The 16,960-nt window shown below is 68.0% G+C and carries 19 protein-coding genes; 12 read left to right on the plus strand and 7 right to left on the minus strand.

Going from position 1 to position 16,960, the window contains the following annotated elements; genetic code table 11:
* Window positions 1-51 precede the first annotated feature (51 nt).
* From IEW19_RS14900 to IEW19_RS14920, 5 genes are all read left to right on the plus strand, one after another.
* Window positions 52-1,779, plus strand: a complete 1,728-nt coding sequence (locus IEW19_RS14900) for an MFS transporter (RefSeq protein ID WP_188572399.1) — start codon at window positions 52-54, stop codon at window positions 1,777-1,779.
* 72 nt (window positions 1,780-1,851) lie between these two features.
* Window positions 1,852-3,021 (plus strand): cytochrome P450, encoded by a 1,170-nt coding sequence (locus tag IEW19_RS14905; protein ID WP_188572400.1) that lies wholly within the window; start codon window positions 1,852-1,854, stop codon window positions 3,019-3,021.
* On the plus strand, window positions 3,018-3,215 hold the full coding sequence (locus IEW19_RS14910) for a ferredoxin (RefSeq protein WP_188572401.1): 198 nt from the start codon (window positions 3,018-3,020) through the stop codon (window positions 3,213-3,215). Before IEW19_RS14905 ends, IEW19_RS14910 begins: the two co-directional genes overlap by 4 nt.
* Entirely contained in the window at window positions 3,212-4,408 is a 1,197-nt protein-coding gene (locus IEW19_RS14915; RefSeq protein WP_188572402.1) for an NAD(P)/FAD-dependent oxidoreductase, read from the plus strand. Before IEW19_RS14910 ends, IEW19_RS14915 begins: the two co-directional genes overlap by 4 nt.
* A 63-nt stretch (window positions 4,409-4,471) precedes the next feature.
* Window positions 4,472-5,086 (plus strand): TetR/AcrR family transcriptional regulator, encoded by a 615-nt coding sequence (locus tag IEW19_RS14920; RefSeq protein ID WP_188572403.1) that lies wholly within the window; start codon window positions 4,472-4,474, stop codon window positions 5,084-5,086.
* Window positions 5,087-5,093: 7 nt separating this feature from the next.
* Here IEW19_RS14920 and IEW19_RS14925 read toward each other — a convergent pair whose 3' ends face one another.
* The 4 genes from IEW19_RS14925 to IEW19_RS14940 all read right to left on the minus strand — a co-directional run bounded on the left by IEW19_RS14925 (window position 5,094) and on the right by IEW19_RS14940 (window position 9,432).
* Complete coding sequence (locus IEW19_RS14925) at window positions 5,094-5,720, minus strand: alpha/beta hydrolase (protein ID WP_188572404.1); 627 nt, start codon at window positions 5,718-5,720, stop codon at window positions 5,094-5,096.
* Between the two features lie 25 nt (window positions 5,721-5,745).
* Window positions 5,746-6,792, minus strand: a complete 1,047-nt coding sequence (locus IEW19_RS14930; protein WP_188572405.1) for an LLM class flavin-dependent oxidoreductase — start codon at window positions 6,790-6,792, stop codon at window positions 5,746-5,748.
* A gap of 104 nt (window positions 6,793-6,896) precedes the next feature.
* Window positions 6,897-8,144 (minus strand): FAD-dependent oxidoreductase, encoded by a 1,248-nt coding sequence (locus IEW19_RS14935; RefSeq protein WP_188572406.1) that lies wholly within the window; start codon window positions 8,142-8,144, stop codon window positions 6,897-6,899.
* Complete coding sequence (locus IEW19_RS14940) at window positions 8,137-9,432, minus strand: MFS transporter (protein ID WP_188572407.1); 1,296 nt, start codon at window positions 9,430-9,432, stop codon at window positions 8,137-8,139. Before IEW19_RS14940 ends, IEW19_RS14935 begins: the two co-directional genes overlap by 8 nt.
* Before the next feature lie 48 nt (window positions 9,433-9,480).
* Here IEW19_RS14940 and IEW19_RS14945 point away from each other — a divergent pair, with 48 nt between their 5' ends.
* From IEW19_RS14945 to IEW19_RS14960, 4 genes are all read left to right on the plus strand, one after another.
* Window positions 9,481-10,287: an IclR family transcriptional regulator gene (locus IEW19_RS14945; protein ID WP_188572408.1), complete on the plus strand. Its 807-nt coding sequence runs from the start codon at window positions 9,481-9,483 to the stop codon at window positions 10,285-10,287.
* 119 nt (window positions 10,288-10,406) lie between these two features.
* Window positions 10,407-11,537, plus strand: a complete 1,131-nt coding sequence (locus tag IEW19_RS14950) for a cupin domain-containing protein (protein ID WP_188572409.1) — start codon at window positions 10,407-10,409, stop codon at window positions 11,535-11,537.
* A complete protein-coding gene (locus IEW19_RS14955) occupies window positions 11,537-12,367 on the plus strand; it encodes a fumarylacetoacetate hydrolase family protein (protein ID WP_188572410.1) in 831 nt (276 codons plus the stop codon). Before IEW19_RS14950 ends, IEW19_RS14955 begins: the two co-directional genes overlap by 1 nt.
* The gene (locus tag IEW19_RS14960) at window positions 12,367-13,125 is read left to right on the plus strand and encodes a maleylpyruvate isomerase family mycothiol-dependent enzyme (protein WP_188572411.1); all 759 of its coding nucleotides are present in this window, start codon (window positions 12,367-12,369) and stop codon (window positions 13,123-13,125) included. The genes IEW19_RS14955 and IEW19_RS14960 overlap by 1 nt, the downstream gene beginning before the upstream one ends.
* 110 nt (window positions 13,126-13,235) lie before the next feature.
* Here IEW19_RS14960 and IEW19_RS14965 read toward each other — a convergent pair whose 3' ends face one another.
* Window positions 13,236-14,015, minus strand: a complete 780-nt coding sequence (locus IEW19_RS14965) for an SDR family NAD(P)-dependent oxidoreductase (RefSeq protein WP_188572412.1) — start codon at window positions 14,013-14,015, stop codon at window positions 13,236-13,238.
* A gap of 85 nt (window positions 14,016-14,100) precedes the next feature.
* Window positions 14,101-14,445: a hypothetical protein gene (locus IEW19_RS14970; RefSeq protein WP_188572413.1), complete on the minus strand. Its 345-nt coding sequence runs from the start codon at window positions 14,443-14,445 to the stop codon at window positions 14,101-14,103.
* Between the two features lie 224 nt (window positions 14,446-14,669).
* On the opposite strand from IEW19_RS14970, the gene IEW19_RS14975 reads away from it, so the two are divergent.
* Window positions 14,670-15,302 carry a hypothetical protein gene (locus IEW19_RS14975; RefSeq protein WP_188572414.1) on the plus strand — a complete coding sequence of 211 codons (633 nt, stop codon included), beginning with the start codon at window positions 14,670-14,672 and terminating at the stop codon, window positions 15,300-15,302.
* A gap of 80 nt (window positions 15,303-15,382) precedes the next feature.
* Window positions 15,383-16,138, plus strand: a complete 756-nt coding sequence (locus IEW19_RS14980; RefSeq protein ID WP_188572415.1) for a YcnI family copper-binding membrane protein — start codon at window positions 15,383-15,385, stop codon at window positions 16,136-16,138.
* 105 nt (window positions 16,139-16,243) lie between these two features.
* Here the strand turns inward: IEW19_RS14980 and IEW19_RS24130 are convergent, their stop codons facing one another.
* Window positions 16,244-16,465, minus strand: coding sequence for a hypothetical protein (locus tag IEW19_RS24130; RefSeq protein ID WP_308420003.1), 222 nt, complete (start codon window positions 16,463-16,465; stop codon window positions 16,244-16,246).
* A gap of 22 nt (window positions 16,466-16,487) precedes the next feature.
* Here IEW19_RS24130 and IEW19_RS24135 point away from each other — a divergent pair, with 22 nt between their 5' ends.
* A complete protein-coding gene (locus IEW19_RS24135; RefSeq protein ID WP_308420004.1) occupies window positions 16,488-16,901 on the plus strand; it encodes a DUF4232 domain-containing protein in 414 nt (137 codons plus the stop codon).
* Window positions 16,902-16,960 lie beyond the last annotated feature (59 nt).

Here is a 16,960-nt window from a genome sequence, read left to right on the forward strand (position 1 = left end):
AATCACTACAGACTGTTGGAAACACCACACCGGAACAAAGGAGTTTCGTCGATGACCCAAAGCATCTCCGTACCGAACCGCGGTTCGGTACGGGCCACCTTCATTGCGGCGTACAGCGCCGTGACCCTGGCGCAAATCACCAATGCCCTCCCCGGCGCCCTGAACGGCACTTTCGCCGTCGAATTCCGCACCTCAGGTGCCGGCCTGACCTGGATTGCCGGCATGTTCATGATGGGGATCGTCGTATTCGAGCTCAGCTGGGGCCTGCTGGGAGATCTTTTCGGCCGAAAGAAGCTGCTCTACGCCGGAGCCGTCGTCAGCGTGGCAGGCTCCGTCCTTGCCGCACTGGCGGTCAACACCGAAATGATGATCGCCGCCCAGGCGGTGGGCGGCATTGGGGCGGGCATCCTGTTCCCGATCTCGCTTTCCATGATCGCTGCGATCACCCCGGACCACCGTGCCAGGGCCAGGGTCATTGCCACTTGGGCGGGGTTCCTGTCGCTCGGGGCGGTCATTTCGCCCATGCTGGCGGGCCTGACGTCGCAGGCTTTCACCGTGGCCGGCCCCGTGGCGGGCGCCCCCAACATCTTCAGCGGGTGGCGCGTTGCCTATTACATCGCCGCCGCGATCGCCGTCGCCGTCCTGGTGATTGCCATCAAGGCAAAGGATTCCGCTGCCGCGGAGGGCCGTAAGCTCGACCTGCCCGGACAGGCCACCCTCGCACTCGGCCTGATTGCGGTGCTCTTCGCCACCGTGCAGGCGGTCGACGCCGGATTCGGCAGTGCCGAGGTCATCGCAAGTTACGTCTTGGGCGCCGCCCTCCTGGTTGCCTTCGTTGTCATCGAGGCACGCACCAAACAGCCACTCATCCACCTGTCACTGTTCAGGAACAGCGCCTACTCCATCACCGGCGTCGTGGCCGTGACGGGCATGTTCGCTTTCCTGGCCGTCTGCTTCAGCACCAGCGTCGCCGTCGGCGGCCTGGCACTGGCCGAAGCATGGAAGGTGGGGGTGCTGTTCGTCTTTATCCAAGGCCCGGCTTTCGCTTTCATTCCGGTGGTGGGTTGGCTTATCCACCACGCAGCACCGCGCTGGGTGCTCACGGCCGGCTTCGCCTTCATGGCAGCCTCCGCCTTCTGGCTTTCGTCATTTTCACTGGGCACGCCGGAAGCCTTCGGTGGCACCCCCTGGACCGCGTTCATTCCGCCGCTGTTGCTCCTGGGCATCGGCTTCGCGCTCACTGTCGGCTCCATCACCGCGGTGGCCATCAACACCGTGCCGCCGCAGCACATCGGCATGGCCTCGGCCACCACCAACCTGCTGCGTGACCTGGGCTTCGCCCTGGGACCTGTGATCGGCTCGGCCATCGCCTTCGGCATCGGCGCCTCCGTCTTCGCCGGACCCCTCGCCGGGATTCTGGGCGGAGTGGGGCTTCCCGCCGAGGCCGTCGCGGGGCTGTCCAACGTGCCGCCCCTGGGCTTCCTCTCCGGCTGGGACGGCGTCATTGCCCAGTTCACCGGCCAGGCAGCGGCCGGTGGAGCTCCCGCCCAGGCCGTTGACGGAATGGCGAAGGCCCTCGGCTCCGCGCAGCAGCAGATCCAGGGCGTTGCCGGAACCTCTCTGGGCCAGGGCTTCCAAGCCGTCTACCTCGCCGCGGGTATCGCCGCAACCCTCTCCGCCATCCTCACCCTCTTCATCTCCGCCCGTTCCTCGGCCCCCACCCTGGATGCCATCGCGGAGACCACCGAAGCCAATGCCGAGGCAGCGGTCCAGGCATAACCAAGCCGCGGCCTGCCCAGCCCGGGCGCCACCGCCCTCCAAACCTCAACCACCTTCCGCAAGGAGACAACTGTGAACCCCATTGAATCCGACGTCGACATCTGGGATGACGACATCACGGTGGACCCCTACCCCACCTACACCGCGCTGCGCGACCTGGGCGGGGTGGTCCACCTTCCGAAAAACGACCTCTACGCCGTCACCCGGTACGACCTCATCCGCGACGTCCTGGCAGACCCTGCGTCGTTCTCATCAACCACCCTCGGCTTCAACCCGATGGTGAACGAAGCCCTGCAGGGCACCTCGCTGGCCTCGGATCCGCCAGTGCACACCCAGCTGCGGGCCACCCTGTCGGCGAACCTCACGCCCCGGGCCCTCCGCGGCCTCAAGGTGACCATTGACGAGAAGGCGGACAAGCTGGTTGCCGAACTGGTGGCCACCGGTTCGTTCGAGGCCATCGATTCCCTGGCCCGGGCCTTTCCGCTGGACATTGTGGCAGACCTGATCGGCTTCAGCGGCCATGTCAAGGACAACATGCTGCGCTGGGGCCAGGCGGCCATGCAGGTGATCGGCCCGCTGAACCACCGCACCCAGGAAAGTTTTCCCATTGCCGGCGAGCTGTATGGATGGTGTTCCTCGGTCACCGCGGAAGACCTGGCCCCCGGGTCCATCGGCCGTGGAATCTTCGACGCCGAGGCACGCGGGGACATCCCGCAGGGGTCCGCAGGCCACATCATCCACCAGTACCTGGGCGCCGGCGTCGACACCACCATCGCGTCCATCGGCAACATCGTGGCGCTGTTCGGCCGCCACCCGGAGCAGCTGAAACTGGTCCGGGAAAACCCGGAGCTCGTTCCTGCCGCCTTCGCCGAGGTGCTCCGCTACTGGACTCCGCTGCACATTTGGGGCCGTACAGCCGTACGGGACGTCGAGCTCGGGGGCGTGACCGTTCCGGCAGGTGCCCAGCTGGGCATCCTCCTGGGCGCGGGCAACCGCGACCCGCGCCACTATGACAACCCCGACGTGTTCGATGTGACCCGCAACCCCGTGGATCACCTGTCCTTCGGCTACGGCCCGCACGGTTGCGCCGGACAGGGTCTGGCGCGGCTTGAAGGCCACGCCATCGTGGAAGCGCTGGCCCGGCGCGTGAAGTCCCTGACCTTGGGCGACGGGTACCGGGTTCCGAGCAATATCACCAGGAGCTTCGAACAGCTCCAGGTACTGGAGGTGGAAGCAGCATGAGGATCGAACTGGACCGGCCGCGTTGCGAAGGGCACGGACTCTGCGAGGAGGCCGCCCCTGCGCTGATGCACCTCGACGACGACGGCGAGCTGGTCATTGACTCCCCCGACGTCGACGGGGAACAGGACATCGCGGCCGCCAAGGCGGCAGTCCGCGTCTGCCCTGTGGCAGCCCTCAAACTGGTGGCGGCATGACGCTTCGCCGCATCGTCGTCGTCGGAAACGGCATCGCCGGCCTGACCGCCTGCGACACCCTGCGGGCGGAGGGCTTCGACGGCGAGCTGACCGTGGTGGGTGCCGAGCGCCACTCCCCCTACAGCCGCCCTGCCTTGTCCAAGGCGCTGCTCCACGGCGGCGACGGACTGGCGGCACACGAGCTCCCCGCACCCACGCATGGCGCCACCGAGCTGCTGGGCGCCAGCGCCGCAGGGCTCGACGCCGAGGCGCGGGTTGTGAAGCTCGACGGCGGCGGGGGCCTGCCGTACGACGGGCTGGTCATCGCCTCCGGTTCCCGTGCCAGGCGGCTGGGCGGCGGGTCCAAGCAGGAAACGGACGACGGCGACGGGTCCGGCGAGCTGACGCTGCGCACCCTGGAGGACGCGGTCCGGCTGAATGAACTGCTGGCCGCCCGCCCGTCGGTCATCGTGGTGGGCGGCGGCCCGCTCGGAATGGAGGTGGCTTCCGGCTGCCTGCACAGCGGCTGCGACGTCACCCTCGTGACCGACGGCGAACCGCTGGTGCGGCAACTGGGTGGCTACCTGTCCGGCATTTTCACCGCGGCGGCCCGCGCGAACGGGCTGCGGATCGTCAACGGCCCCAAGGCCCGGCTTATCCACTCCGGCACCGCCCCGAAGGTGGCGCTGGCTGATGGAACTGTCCTGGCAGCGGACCTGGTCCTCAGCGCGATCGGCGACGTGCCGAATACCGAATGGCTGGCAGGTTCCGGCCTGCTCACGGGCGGCGTCCTGCGGGCCGATTCCCGCGGCCGGGTCCGGCCGGACATCGTCGCGGCCGGCGACGTGGCATTCTTCCCAACCCGGCGGGGGCTAAGCCGCGTCCCCCTGTGGACGAGCGCCATCGACCAGGCCAAGGCCGCCGCCGTCGGCCTCCTCCGTGGCGATGACGCGCCGCCGCTGGAATTCCAGCCCTACTTCTGGACGGAAGGCTTTGGACTGTCACTCAAAGCGGTGGGCTTCACGCCGGTGCACGGGGCGCCGGATTTTCGGGAACAGGGCACTGACGCCGGATCCACACTGCTGCGGTGGGAACACGCAGACGGTTCCGGGACGGCTGCGGCCATCAATTACCGCATCCCCATCCCCAAGTTGCGGCGGCTGGCGAACACCGGGGCGCACGCCGCCAGGCCGGCAGAACCCGTGACGGCCTGACGCCGCCGGCCCCGGCTCCAGTAACCGGCTCCAGCGCCCGGACGCCACGTTAGGATTGACGCTATGCCATCGCTGCGCGAAGCCCAGAAGCAGCTGACGCGCGACACCATCGTGGAACGGGCGCTGGAGCTTTTTACCGAAAAGGGCTACGCCGCAACCACGATCGACGAGATCGCCGCGTCAGCCGGAACCACCCGTGTGACCTTTTACGCCTACTACCCCGCCCGGGCGGATTTGATGCGGGACTTCATGGCCCGGGTGAACGCAGTCCTGGAGCGCGCCGACGGGCCTGACAGTGCATCCACCGCCGCCGATTTGGTGGCGGTGGTCCGGGACGGCAAGCTCGCCGGCATCCTCGCCTGGCTGGAATCCCGTGCCGTGCTGTGGCCGGTGTTCCGCCCCTACCTGGACGTGCTGGACGAGGCCGCCGCAGTGGACCCCGAGGTGCGGGCCATGGTTGAGGGCTGGCATGAGGAGGTCATCTCCGACATGGTCCGCGGCATGCAGCTCGCCGGCCGTTTCGCAGCGGAGACGCACCACATCCGCGGCACCCTGGCCTTCACGCAGCTCGACTACGTGGCCACCCTCTGGACGCGCCGGAAGCTCGAACCCAACCGCGAGCATGCGCTGGAAGTGCTCGCCGACAGCTGGTACCACCTGCTCTGCGACGAGGGGTAAGCGCAGGCTAAACCCGTTCGGTGATCCACGCCCCCAGCTCGGCGGCGGTTGCCGCGGTGATGGCGTGGCCGCCGGGGTCTTTGCGGGCATGGGTGCTCGCACCGGAGTCCCCCAGCAGATAGTCCCAGGTCCGGTTCAACAGCTCGGCCGGGATGACGGTGTCGGCTGCACCATGGGCCAGGAACACCGGAGCCCCGGCAAGGCGGTCCGGTGACGTTGGGACACCTGCCTCAAACGGCAGGGTCCCGTAGAGAATGACCGTGCCGGCAAACCGTGCGGGATCGGCCAGCAGCAAACCGCCGGCGAACGCTGCACCGCCGCTGAAGCCGACCAGTATCACAGGCCGTCCTGCCGGTGCGAGCGGGTCAAGCCAACCCCGGAACCAGGCCATTGTTTGGTCCAGGGACTCGGCCACAGGCCGCCCGGTCCCGCGGTTTGCGAACCAGGCATACCCGCCCCCTGCCGGAATTGGCGCGCGGACAGCAGCGTAGGAAGGTCCGGCAGGAAGGTGATCGGCCAGGCCGATGATCCCTGCCTCATCGGATCCGCGGCCGTGCAGCAGCACGACGAGCGGACGGTCGGGCTCGTCGGGGTGTTGCCAGGCGACGGTGGGTTCGGCGAACGGAGCGTGCATGAGTTTTTCCTCGGTGTCGTTGGTGCTAATAGGTCCGGACGGGCGCGGGGGCCTGGATTTCGCGGTTGACCGCGGGCATGATTTCGGTGGCGAGCAGCTCAATGGACCGGGCCGTCTCGGCGAACGGCATGCCGCCGAGCCCGATCTGGGCCATGTAGCGGCTGGTGCCCAACGCCTCGTGGATGGCAAGCAGTTTCTCCACCACCTGCTGCGGGCTTCCCACCAGGAGGCCGCCGCCGGGCTCGGACCAGTCGTCGAAGGTGGAACGCGGGAAGTGGTCCACGGGACGCGGCATGTTCTGTTCGAAGTACGCCCGGTAGTAGGGGTAGAACGTATCGCGGGCCTGCTGTGATGTGGGGGCCGCGTAGAAGTGGCCGCCCGCACCCACCTGAAGCGCAGCTGCATCATGCCCGGCTTTGGCACCACTGTGCCGGTACAGCTCCACCAGCCGGCGGAACCGCTCCGGTCCGGAGAGCAGCGCGACGAAGAGCGGCAGGCCCAGCCGCCCCGCCCGGGCGAAGCTTGCCGGAGTGCCGCCGACGCCCACCCAGACGGGTAGTTTCTCCTGCAGCGGCCGCGGGGCGATGTCCATGCCCGAGATGGATTGCGTCAGCGTCCCCCGCCAGTCCAGCCGGGCGTTGTCCCGCAGTTCCAGCAGCATGCGCAGTTTCTCGTCGAAGAGGGCGTCGTAGTCTGCGGTGTCGTAGCCGAAGAGTGGGTAGGACTCTATGAAGGCGCCCCTGCCGGCGATGATTTCGGCACGGCCGCCGGAGACCAGGTCCAGGGTGGCGAACTGCTCGACCAGGCGTACGGGATCCTGGGTGGAAAGCACGGTGACGGCGGTACTCAGGCGGAGGTTGGTGGTTTCCCGTGCAATGGCGGCCAGCACGATCTCGGGCGCAGACAGGGCGAAGTCGTGGCGGTGGTGCTCGCCCAGGCCCAGGAAACCAAGGCCTGCCTGGTCGGCCAGTTTGGTCAGTTCAATGATCTCCGCCAGCCGTTGCCGGGGCGAGAGGGCTTGGCCTGCTGCATTGCGTGACAACTCGCCAAAGGTAAAGATTCCGAAGTCCATGCTTTGTTGAACCTTCAACTTTCATGCTTTATTCCCCACGCGCGAGGCGGGCGTACGACGGCGGGAGCCAGCCGCCGTCGTACGCCCGCCTTAGGAAGCGGTGCTCAGGCCTCCACGAGGCTGGCCTTGGCCGGAACCTCGGCGGGAGCCCCGGGCTCGCCGCGGCCGTACAGCCAGTCGTTGTACTGGAAGTTGTTGTCGCCGCGGCTCTTGAACAGCATGTTCCGGAGCACGCGGGCCACGCCGTCCACGTGCCAGGACTCGCCCCAGATACGGGCTGTGCGCTGGACGCGGGCGGTGCGCGCTGCGCGGGTTTCGTTGAACTCGCGGAAGGCTTCCTCCCACGCACCGGCGTCGATGCCCTCAGGCGTGAAGACCTTATTCTGTGCGACGTCCTGGAGCACCGCCGCGTCCTCCAGCGCCTGGCACGCACCCTGCGCCAGGTACTGCAGCATCGGGTGGGCGGCGTCGCCGATCAGGGCCATGCGCCCGGACACCCAGTTCTCGATGGGATCACGGTCGTACATGGGCCAGCGGATGCCGGTGGCCAGGTTCTTCAGCGCTTCCTGCACGGCAGGGACGCAGCCGGCGTAGGCTGCCTGGAGCTCGTCCACGCCGCCATACTGCTCTTCGCCGCGCTCAAACGATGGGGACTTGAACACTGCCACGGTATTGAGGAGCTTGCCGGCCCGCAGCGGGTACTGGACCAGATGGCAGTCCGGGCCCAGGTAGACGATGACGTCCTCAAGGTCGGCGGCAGGGGTCTCCGCCGTAATGGGCACGGTGCCGCGGTAGGCCACGTAGGCCGAGTTGACCGGGCCGTCGTTGGCAACGGTGGCGCGGAGGGTGGACTTCAGCCCGTCCGCTGCCAGGATGGCGTCGGCTTCGAACACTTCACCCTTGGCGGTGTAGGCGCGGGCCCGGTCGCCGTCTGTTTCCACTTTCTGCACCAGGACGTCGTTCACCAAGGTGACGCCGGCTTCCTGGCAGGCCTCGAGCAGGATCCGGTGGAGGTCGCTGCGGTGGATCACCACGTAGGGGGCGCCGTAGCGTTCCTCGAACTCGCCGCCCAGGGTCTGGCGGGTCAGCTCCTCCCCGGTGACCGCGTCGCGGAACACCAGGTGCTTGGGCTGGACGCCGATTTCGAGCGCCTTTTCGAGCAGGCCCCAACGCTTGAGGACGCGGGAGGCGTTGGGGGCCATCTGCAGGCCTGCGCCCACTTCGCCGAAGGCCGGTGCCACTTCCACGAGGGTGACGTCGGCGCCGTTTTCGCGCAGGGCCAGCGCTCCGGCGAGGCCGGCCATGCCGCCGCCCACCACGAGGACGTCGGTGGAGGCTTTGACGTTAGACATTGGAAACTCCTACTGCTGTTGATTTCTTGATTTTGATTCCGACTGCTGCGATCAGGACTGCTGCCGCGGCGGCTGCTCCGGCAAATGCCAGGAAGTTTGAATTGACGCCCATGCCGGCTGCGAGCAGGAGCCCGCCCACCTGCGGTGCGGCCACAGCACCGATGCGGCCCACGCCAAGCGCCCAGCCAAGGGCGGTACCGCGGAGGTGTGCAGGATAGTGGCTGGCCACGGCGGCGATGATCAGGCACTGGGTGCCATGCGTTCCCACGCCGGCGAGCACCAGCATGAAATAGACGACGGCGACGGGCGGCCCGGTCACCAGGACCACCAGGGCGGCGGCTGCTACGGCCGCTGCCGCAACCGCCGTGGGAATGGGCCCGAACCTGGTACCGGCCCAGGCGGTCAGCACCGAACCCGCCACGGCGCCCAGGTTGAGCGCCAGCGCGAACGTCAGGGCCGAGCCCAGGTTGTAGCCGGCCAGCTGCATGAGGTTGGGCAGCCAGGTGCCCAACCCGTACCAGGCGAACAGTGTCACCAGGGTGCCGATGGCAAACAGCAGGCTGATGCCGAGGTAGGGCGCCCGAAGCAGGGACCCGAAGCCCACGGCTTCTTTGGCGGTGCGGCCCCCGTCCACAGCGGTGCGGCCGGGCGCCAGGGTCTCCGGCAGGTAGCGGATACCCAGCGGGATCACCACCACCAGGGCGACGACGGCCACCAGGAACATCACGGGCCAGCCGAAGGCCGGGATCAGCGGGATGCCCACCAGTGCGGCGATGGAGCCGCCGATCGGAACCCCCGACATCATCAGGGTGGCGATCGTGGACCGCCATTTCTGCGGAACCAGCTCGGCTACCAGGGCATTGGCCGAGGGCACCAGGCCACCCAGGCCGATGCCGGCCAGCAGCCGCAGGCCGCCGAAGACCGGCGCGTTGGGCGCGAACGCGCAAAGGATGGTGAAAACGGAGAACACGACGGCGCAGCCGATGATGGTGCGCCGGCGGCCCCAGGTATCGGACATGCGGCCGGCGAAAACCGCTCCGATCATCATGCCGACGAAGGCCATCGACCCGATGGTTCCGGCGGTGGCCTTGGTCAGGCCCCAGCCGGTGTCGTTGATGAGCGAGCCCTGGACCGTGCCGTAGACGATCAGGTCGTAGCCGTCGAAAACGACCAGCAGCCAGCACACCAGGACGGCGAGCACGGAAGACCGGGAAAACCCGGAAAGGCCTGCGCCCGGAGCGGGGGCGGCCGGACGCTGCGGCGCTGCAGCGGAAGTTGTGTGATTCATCCCACCACTGTGCTGGCAGCCACACCCTGGTGCACATAAGATTCTGTCATGCAGAATCTGCCCGCCCGGCGGAAGCCCACCTACTCCATTGAGGCGGTGGACAACGCCCTGCAGCTCCTCCAGATCCTGCGGGATGTCGGCAGCCTGCGGCTCAAGGACGCCGCGGCGGAACTGGGGGTGGCTCCCTCCACGGCGCACCGGCTCCTGGCCATGCTGGTGTACCGGGGCTTCGCAGTCCAGGACGAAACGCGCCGCTACGTCCCCGGGCCTGCCATGGGCGCCGGGCCGGCGGGGTTCAGCTGGACGCGCCAGCTGCGGGACATCTCACGGCCGCACATGGAGGTGCTGTGCGCGCGCACCAACGAGACCGTCAACCTCATGATCCGGGTAGGCACCAAGGTCCGATTCCTGGACACGGTGGAAAGCGGCAACATCCTCCGCGTGGGTGACCGGCAGGGAACCCTGCTCCCGGCGCACAAGGCCTCGGGCGGAAAGGCCATCCTCGCCGAGCTGGATCCCGCCGTGCTCGAGCAGCTGTTCCGCAGCCCCAACGCCGAGCTGGCCGGCGACTACATTGCCGACGCCGAATACCCGGCATTCCTGCGCGAGCTTGAGTCCGTGCGTGCCAACGGTTTTGCAGCGAACTTCGAGGGCACCGAGGAGGGCATCAGCGCGTTCGGGATGGCCCTGCACAACGGCAAGGGCATGGTGGTGGGTGCGCTCAGCGTAGCCACCCCGGTTGCCAGGTTCAGGCCACTGTTCGACGCCGGGCTGGTGGGCGTCATGATGGAAACCCGCCGCCAGCTGGAGATGGATATCGCGGCCAACCCGACGGACGCGGCGGGGAGCCTCTGATCCACCGCCGCGAACGTCCCAGGGTGAATTCTGCCAGCCAGAATATGCTGGGGATCACAGCCCGCGTTCCCTAAAGTCGAATCCACGTCGCAGTCAGTCCGCACGCAAGGAGAAGGCCAGTGTCGATCAGCGCTGAAAACCAAACACACGAGTCCGTGGCGCAGGAACACCATGTTCCCGAGCCGACGCCGGAGGAGGCTGTTCAGCTTGAGCAGCTGTACCAGGACTTCAATAAGGAGAACCTGATTCCGTTGTGGACGGAGATCGCCGACCTGATGCCGATGGTCCCGTCCCCGAAGGCGGTGCCGCATGTGTGGCGCTGGGATGACCTGTATCCGCTGGCCGCACGTGCCGGTGACCTGGTGCCCGTGGGCCGGGGCGGGGAACGCCGGGCCATCGCCCTGGCGAACCCGGGCCTGGGCGGTACCCCGTATGCCACCCCCACCCTGTGGGCTGCCATCCAGTACCTGGGCGGCCGGGAGACTGCTCCGGAGCACCGCCACTCGCAGAACGCCTTCCGCTTCGTCGTTGAAGGCGAAGGCGTGTGGACCGTGGTGAACGGCGACCCCGTGCGGATGTCCCGCGGCGACTTCCTGCTCACCCCGGGCTGGAACTTCCACGGCCACCACAACGACACCGACGAGCCGATGGCCTGGATCGACGGCCTGGACATCCCGTTCGTGCACTACGCCGACGCCGGCTTCTTCGAATTCGGCACCGAGCGCGTCACCGACGAGGCCACCCCGGACATCTCCCGGTCCGAACGGCTCTGGGCCCACCCCGGCCTGCGCCCGCTCTCCGGCCTGGAGAACACCACAAACTCCCCCATCGCCGCCTACAGGTGGAAGTACACCGACGCCGCCCTGCGCGAACAGCTGCTCCTCGAGGATGAGGGCCACCCTGCCACCGTTTCCCAGGGGCACGCCGCCATCCGGTACACCAACCCCACCACCGGCGGGGACGTCATGCCCACCATCCGCGCCGAATTCCACCGCCTCCGCGCCGGCGCCTGGACCGAGACCGTCCGCGAAGTGGGCTCCAGCGTCTGGCAGGTCTTCGAAGGCACCGGCACCGTAACCCTGAACGGCGAGACCAGGGTCCTGGCCAAGGGCGACCTGTTCGTGGTCCCGTCCTGGGCCGCCTGGTCGCTGCAGGCAGAATCCGAGTTTGACCTGTTCCGGTTCAGCGACGCCCCCATCTTTGAGCGCCTGAACTTCAACCGCACCTACATCGAAGGACGCACCAAGTAATGAAACTCCTCACCCTCCGCCTCGATAACGGCAAGAGCACCGCGGCGGTCCGCCAGGACGGCGACACCCTCACCGAAATCCCGGGCTTCGCCGACGTCGGCGCCCTGCTGAAGGACCCTGCCTGGGAAGCCACCGCGAAGGCGGCCAACGGCGCAACGCACCCGGTCGCCGGCGCCGACCTCGCCGCCGTCGTGCCCTCCCCGGGCAAGATCATCTGCGTGGGCCACAACTACCGCAACCACATCAAGGAAATGGGCCGCGAAGTCCCCGAGCACCCCACCCTGTTCGCCAAGTACGCCGAATCCCTGATCGGGCCCAACGACGACCTGGCCCTGCCGCAGGAATCGGACACCGTGGACTGGGAAGCCGAACTCGCCGTCGTGATCGGCAAGGCCGGCCGCCGCATCCCCGAATCAGAAGCCGCCGGGCACATCGCCGGGTACTCCGTCCTGAACGACATCAGCATGCGCGACTACCAGTTCCGCACCATCCAGTGGCTGCAGGGCAAGACCTGGGAGAAATCCACCCCGTTCGGCCCGGCCCTGGTCACCAAGGACGAATTCACCGCCGGACCGCTGATGACCTCAGCGGTGGACGGCGAAATCCAGCAGAGCACCCCCACCTCGGACCTGGTGTTCACGCCCGAATTCCTGGTCTCCTACATCTCCACGATCATCACGCTGAACCCCGGCGACGTGATCGCCACCGGCACCCCCGGCGGCGTAGGCCATGCCCAGGACCCCAAGCGCTACCTGCAGGAGGGCCAGGTCCTGGTCACCACCATCGAGGGCCTGGGCCAGCTGACCAACCGCGTGGTCAAGGAGGCCTGATGGTTGCCCGGCACGACCAGACCGCCGATCCCGTCCTGCTCGAAGGTCTGCTGCAGGCGAGGCGCGGCACCGCGTTCTTCGCCCGCAAGCTCAACGAGCTCACCGACGCGGAACTGGACGGGGACTCGCTGCTGCCGAGCTGGACCCGCCGCCACGTTGTAGCGCACGTGGGCTACAACGCCCGGGCCGTCGCGCGGCTGGTCGAATGGGCGGACACGGGGGTGGAGACACCCATGTACCCCTCGGCTGAGGTCCGCAACCACGAAATCGACTTCGGCGCCACGCTGAGTCCCATCGCGCTGCGGAACCTCTTCGACCACTCCGCAGTCCACCTGAACGTCGAGTGGCGCGACCTGCCCGCGGACAACTGGCACCACAAGGTCAAGACCGTCCAGGGCCGGACCGTCCCGGCAGAAGAGACCGTGTGGATGCGCACCCGGGAGGTCTGGGTACACGCCGTGGACCTGGACAACGGGGCCACCTTCACGGATATCCCGGAACCCGTGCTGGAACGCCTGCTCATGGACATCACCGGCGCCTGGCACGCCCGCGGCACTGACGAGGCCCTGGTGGTCGAGGTCACCGGCCAGGCCTCACCGCTGACCTTCGGCGACACGGCCTCCGCCTCCCCCACCGTGGTGTCCGGCTCCCTGCCGGCCATCGCCCGGTGGGCCACGGGCCGGGGCACGGACGGAACCACGGCAAAGCGCGACGGCACATCATTGACCCCGGCGCCGCCGGCACCGGCCTGGATCTAGGCAGGCGCCAGGTTCCAAAAGCAGTCCAGCGATACAGCAGGCGAACGACGGCGGGACTTCCCGCCGTCGTTCGCCTGCTTTAAGTTGCGTCCCGGCAACGCCAGCGCCGGCTACAGCGCCGACCAGCCGCCGTCCGATGCCAGGACGGCGCCGTTGACGTTGGTGCCATCGTCACTGAGGAGGAAGGTGATCGACGCGGCGAGCTGGGCGGCCGTGGCCGGTGCCGGGATGTTTGCCTGCATCAGCGGGCCCAGGCGTTCCGCCGCCATCTGCGATCCCCAGTTGGCCACGATGTTCGTAATGGTGGCGCCGGGGGCCACGGCGTTGAAGCGCAGGCCCCTCGGTCCGTACATCACGGCAGAGTTCTTGGTCAGGCCCACCACTGCATGCTTCGACGCGGTGTATGCGGCGCCGGCGGCGGAACCCCGCAGCCCGGCTTCGGAGGAGACGTTGACCACCGACCCCGACCCCGCCTCCAGCATCAGCGGAACCACAGCGCGGGTGAGCCGCATCAGGGCAGTGACGTTGATACGGAAGACACGGTCCCAGGTGTCGTCATCAAGATCGTGGACCGGTGCGAATTTGTCCATGATGCCGGCAACGTTGGCCAGCGCGTCAACCCTGCCCCCGGCAGCGGCCACCACGGCGGCTACGGCTTCTTCCGTGGAAATGTCACCGGCGACCGGAACCAGGTCCAGTTCCGCGTTCTGCTCCACCAGCTCATCCAGCCGCTCCTTGCTGATGTCTGCCGCAACTACCCGGCCCCCTTCCCTGGCCACGCGCAAAGCCGTTGACTTTCCGATGCCGGACCCGGCACCGGTGACAATGACGGTCCTGCCGGCGAACCGGCCAGGGGTAATGGTTTCCTGCCATGAAGCTTCGTTGCCCATGATGTCCTTCCAGCACGAGGTGTTTTGCGAACGTTGTAACGCTGAAGGCCGGCATCCGGTGGATGCCGGCCTTCAGCGTTCCTGGCTAGACCTGGTCGGTGCGCTCGCCGCCCTTGTGGCTGCCGCTCCGCAGGTTTTCCTGGACCTTCCCGAACAGGTCCTTGATGGTGGACTCCGCGTTGGTGATGACGTCCACCGGAACGTAGACATCATGGTTTACCGGCAGGTCGTACTCATCCTTCAGGTGGGTTCCCCCCGCGACCCCGGTCAGGGACAGGTAGACCATGGCCTCAGTCCGCGCGATGCCGGCGAGTTTGCCGAAGACGACAGTGAACTCGTTCGGCTGGAAGCTGATTGTCTGGCCAATGTGGGTGCGGCCCAGTTCACCGGCGGTAACGACCTTTTCCGACTGGCTTCCGGTGTAGTCCATGAACTTCTCCTTCGATCGCCAACACGTACGCAGGCAGTCTAACCCTGCCCCCCATGCCGTCACAGGGCCCCTGCTGGAGTGCCCGGACGATTGCCACAACTGCACAAGGCCGGAAACCGACTGAAAGGCCGGTAGAATCTGGAAGGCTGGAGCCTTGGTTCCAGCCTTTAACCGGAGCCTGCCCCGCACTCGGCAGGGGCCTTCTGACGGCGGGAGGAGCAGCCATGCATGGTTCCCTCCCCCGGGCACCCTTCCACGTCCTCCGCGCCTCGGCCCTGGCGGCCGGCACTTTGGCCCTCGCAGCCGGCGCCCACGTGGCCGGCGGAGGCCGGCTGCCCGCCCCGGGAATCCTCCTTGCGGCGCTGGCACTGACCGCGCTGGCCAGTACCGCTGCCACCCGGCTTCGGCTCTCTTTCCCCGCCCTCGCCGCGCTCCTGGGCGGTGGCCAGTTGGTCCTGCACGAACTCCTCACTGCCTTCTCCGTACCCCTTCCGGGCGCGGCAACCGTGGCAGCGCCAAACCACCCGCACAGCGACAGCCTGGTTGCCTTCCACGGGCTGGCTCCCCTCGCGGAACACCTCAGCCCCGCCAACCCCGGGCTGGCACCACTGATGCTCGGAGCACATGCGGCGGCAACACTGGGCTGCGCATTGCTACTCGCCAAGGGCGAAGCTGCCGTGTGGGCACTCGCCGGCTGGCTCCGGCCCTTCACCGGACTTCCCCGGCCCGTGGGACCAACCCCTGCTATCCGCCTGGACGGACTGTTCAGGGACACCCCTTCGCGCCGCTCCCCCTGGCGCAACCTTCGCCCGGACAGCCGGCGCGGCCCGCCTTCCGCCGTCGTGCTTCCCCTTTAAAGCCCGGCTCCGGCCTTCCGCCCAGCGCCGGGGACCATACTTTGCACCCTCCTTCCGAGGCGTGCGCCAGAAAGGCAACCATGACAACCCCCTTCCTTCACCATGCCCTGACAGCGTCCGCAGCCGCCGCAGGCTCCGCTGTGCTCCTGCTCGCCGCCGCCGGCGGCGCCTCCGCGCACGTTGGCGTGACACCGGATAAGACCGACGCCGGCTCCTACGCCCTGCTGACGTTCGGAATTCCCCACGGCTGCGACACGTCCCCCACCACCAAAGTGGCCATCACGCTGCCGCAGGAACTGAACGATGCGCAGCCCACCGTCAACCCCAACTGGACCGCGGAAAAGGTGACCGAACAGTTCGCCGAGCCCCGGAAACTCCCGGATGGTTCCAGCATCACCAAACGGACCAGCCAGATCGTGTACACGGCCAAAACACCGCTGAGCCCCGAACTCCGCGACGCCCTGGTCCTTTCGGTGCACTTGCCGGAAACTGCCGGCACCACCCTGCACTTCCCCACGCTGCAGACCTGCGAAAGCGGCCAGACAGACTGGTCCCAGATCGCCGCCGACGGCCAGGACCCCCACGACCTGAAGACCCCGGCGCCCTCAATCACCATCACCGGGGCGGCCGGCGGGGACGGCCACGGCGCCTCGGCGCATGGCACCGAACAGGCTGCCGCCGTGACCGACAGCGGCGCCGATGTACGCAGCTGGACCGGGCTGGCCGCCGGCATGGGCGGGCTGGTGCTGGGCGGGGCGGCCCTGTTCCGCAGCAGGGGCGGCCGCCGGGCGCCGGTGCAGGACACGGCCGGCAAAGGTCCGGCCGTAAACCAGTAGCGCTTTTGATGCCCGGATCATCACGATCCGGGCATCAAATTGCTGCTACTGCATGTGGCTCGTTGACGCGGGGAACGGCTACCGCGAAGGTGGTGGCATGAGGTCTCAGAAAATTTCCCAGGGGTTGGTCATGACGACGGCGGCCGCAGCGGCGGCACTGCTGCTCACCGCGTGCGGTCCAAGCCAGCCGCAGTCCCAGGCGACCACGTCGCCAGCCACCGGACAGGCCAGCCAGTCCCCCACGTCGTCGGCGTCAACGCCGCCTCCGGCGTCTTCGGCGTCTTCGGCGCCGGCCACGTCGACGCCAGGGTCTCCTGCCCCTTCCACGACTGCCGCCGGCGCGCCCGGCCTGTGCAAGGCGGCCGGGCTCACCGCAGCAACCGATGCCTCCGGTGGCGGTGCTGCCGGCAGTGTCTACATGAAGCTCAACCTCACCAACAAGGGCGCGGAGCCCTGCATCCTCAAGGGTTTCCCCGGCGTCTCCCTGGTGGCCGATGCCGCCGGCGCCCCCATCGGCGCTCCGGCCGCGCGGGATGATTCCGCTGGTGTTGCCGACGTCCTGCTGGCCCCCGGCCAGACCGGCACTGCCGTGCTGCGCTACACGCAGGCCGGCAACTACCAGGGCTGCGCGGTGGTGGACGCCGCCGGCTACCGGATCTACCCGCCGGAGGACACCGACTCGCTGTTCATCCCGCAGCCCACCAGGGCCTGCAGCAACGCAGAAATCACGTTGCTCAGCATCGGCGCGTTCCAACCTGCCTAAGCGCGGGAACCCACTCCTGGCTCGACTGAAGGCGGCCCGGCAACCACGCCGGGCCGCCT

This window comes from Arthrobacter liuii, from assembly GCF_014639275.1.
GTDB lineage: Bacteria > Actinomycetota > Actinomycetes > Actinomycetales > Micrococcaceae > Arthrobacter > Arthrobacter liuii.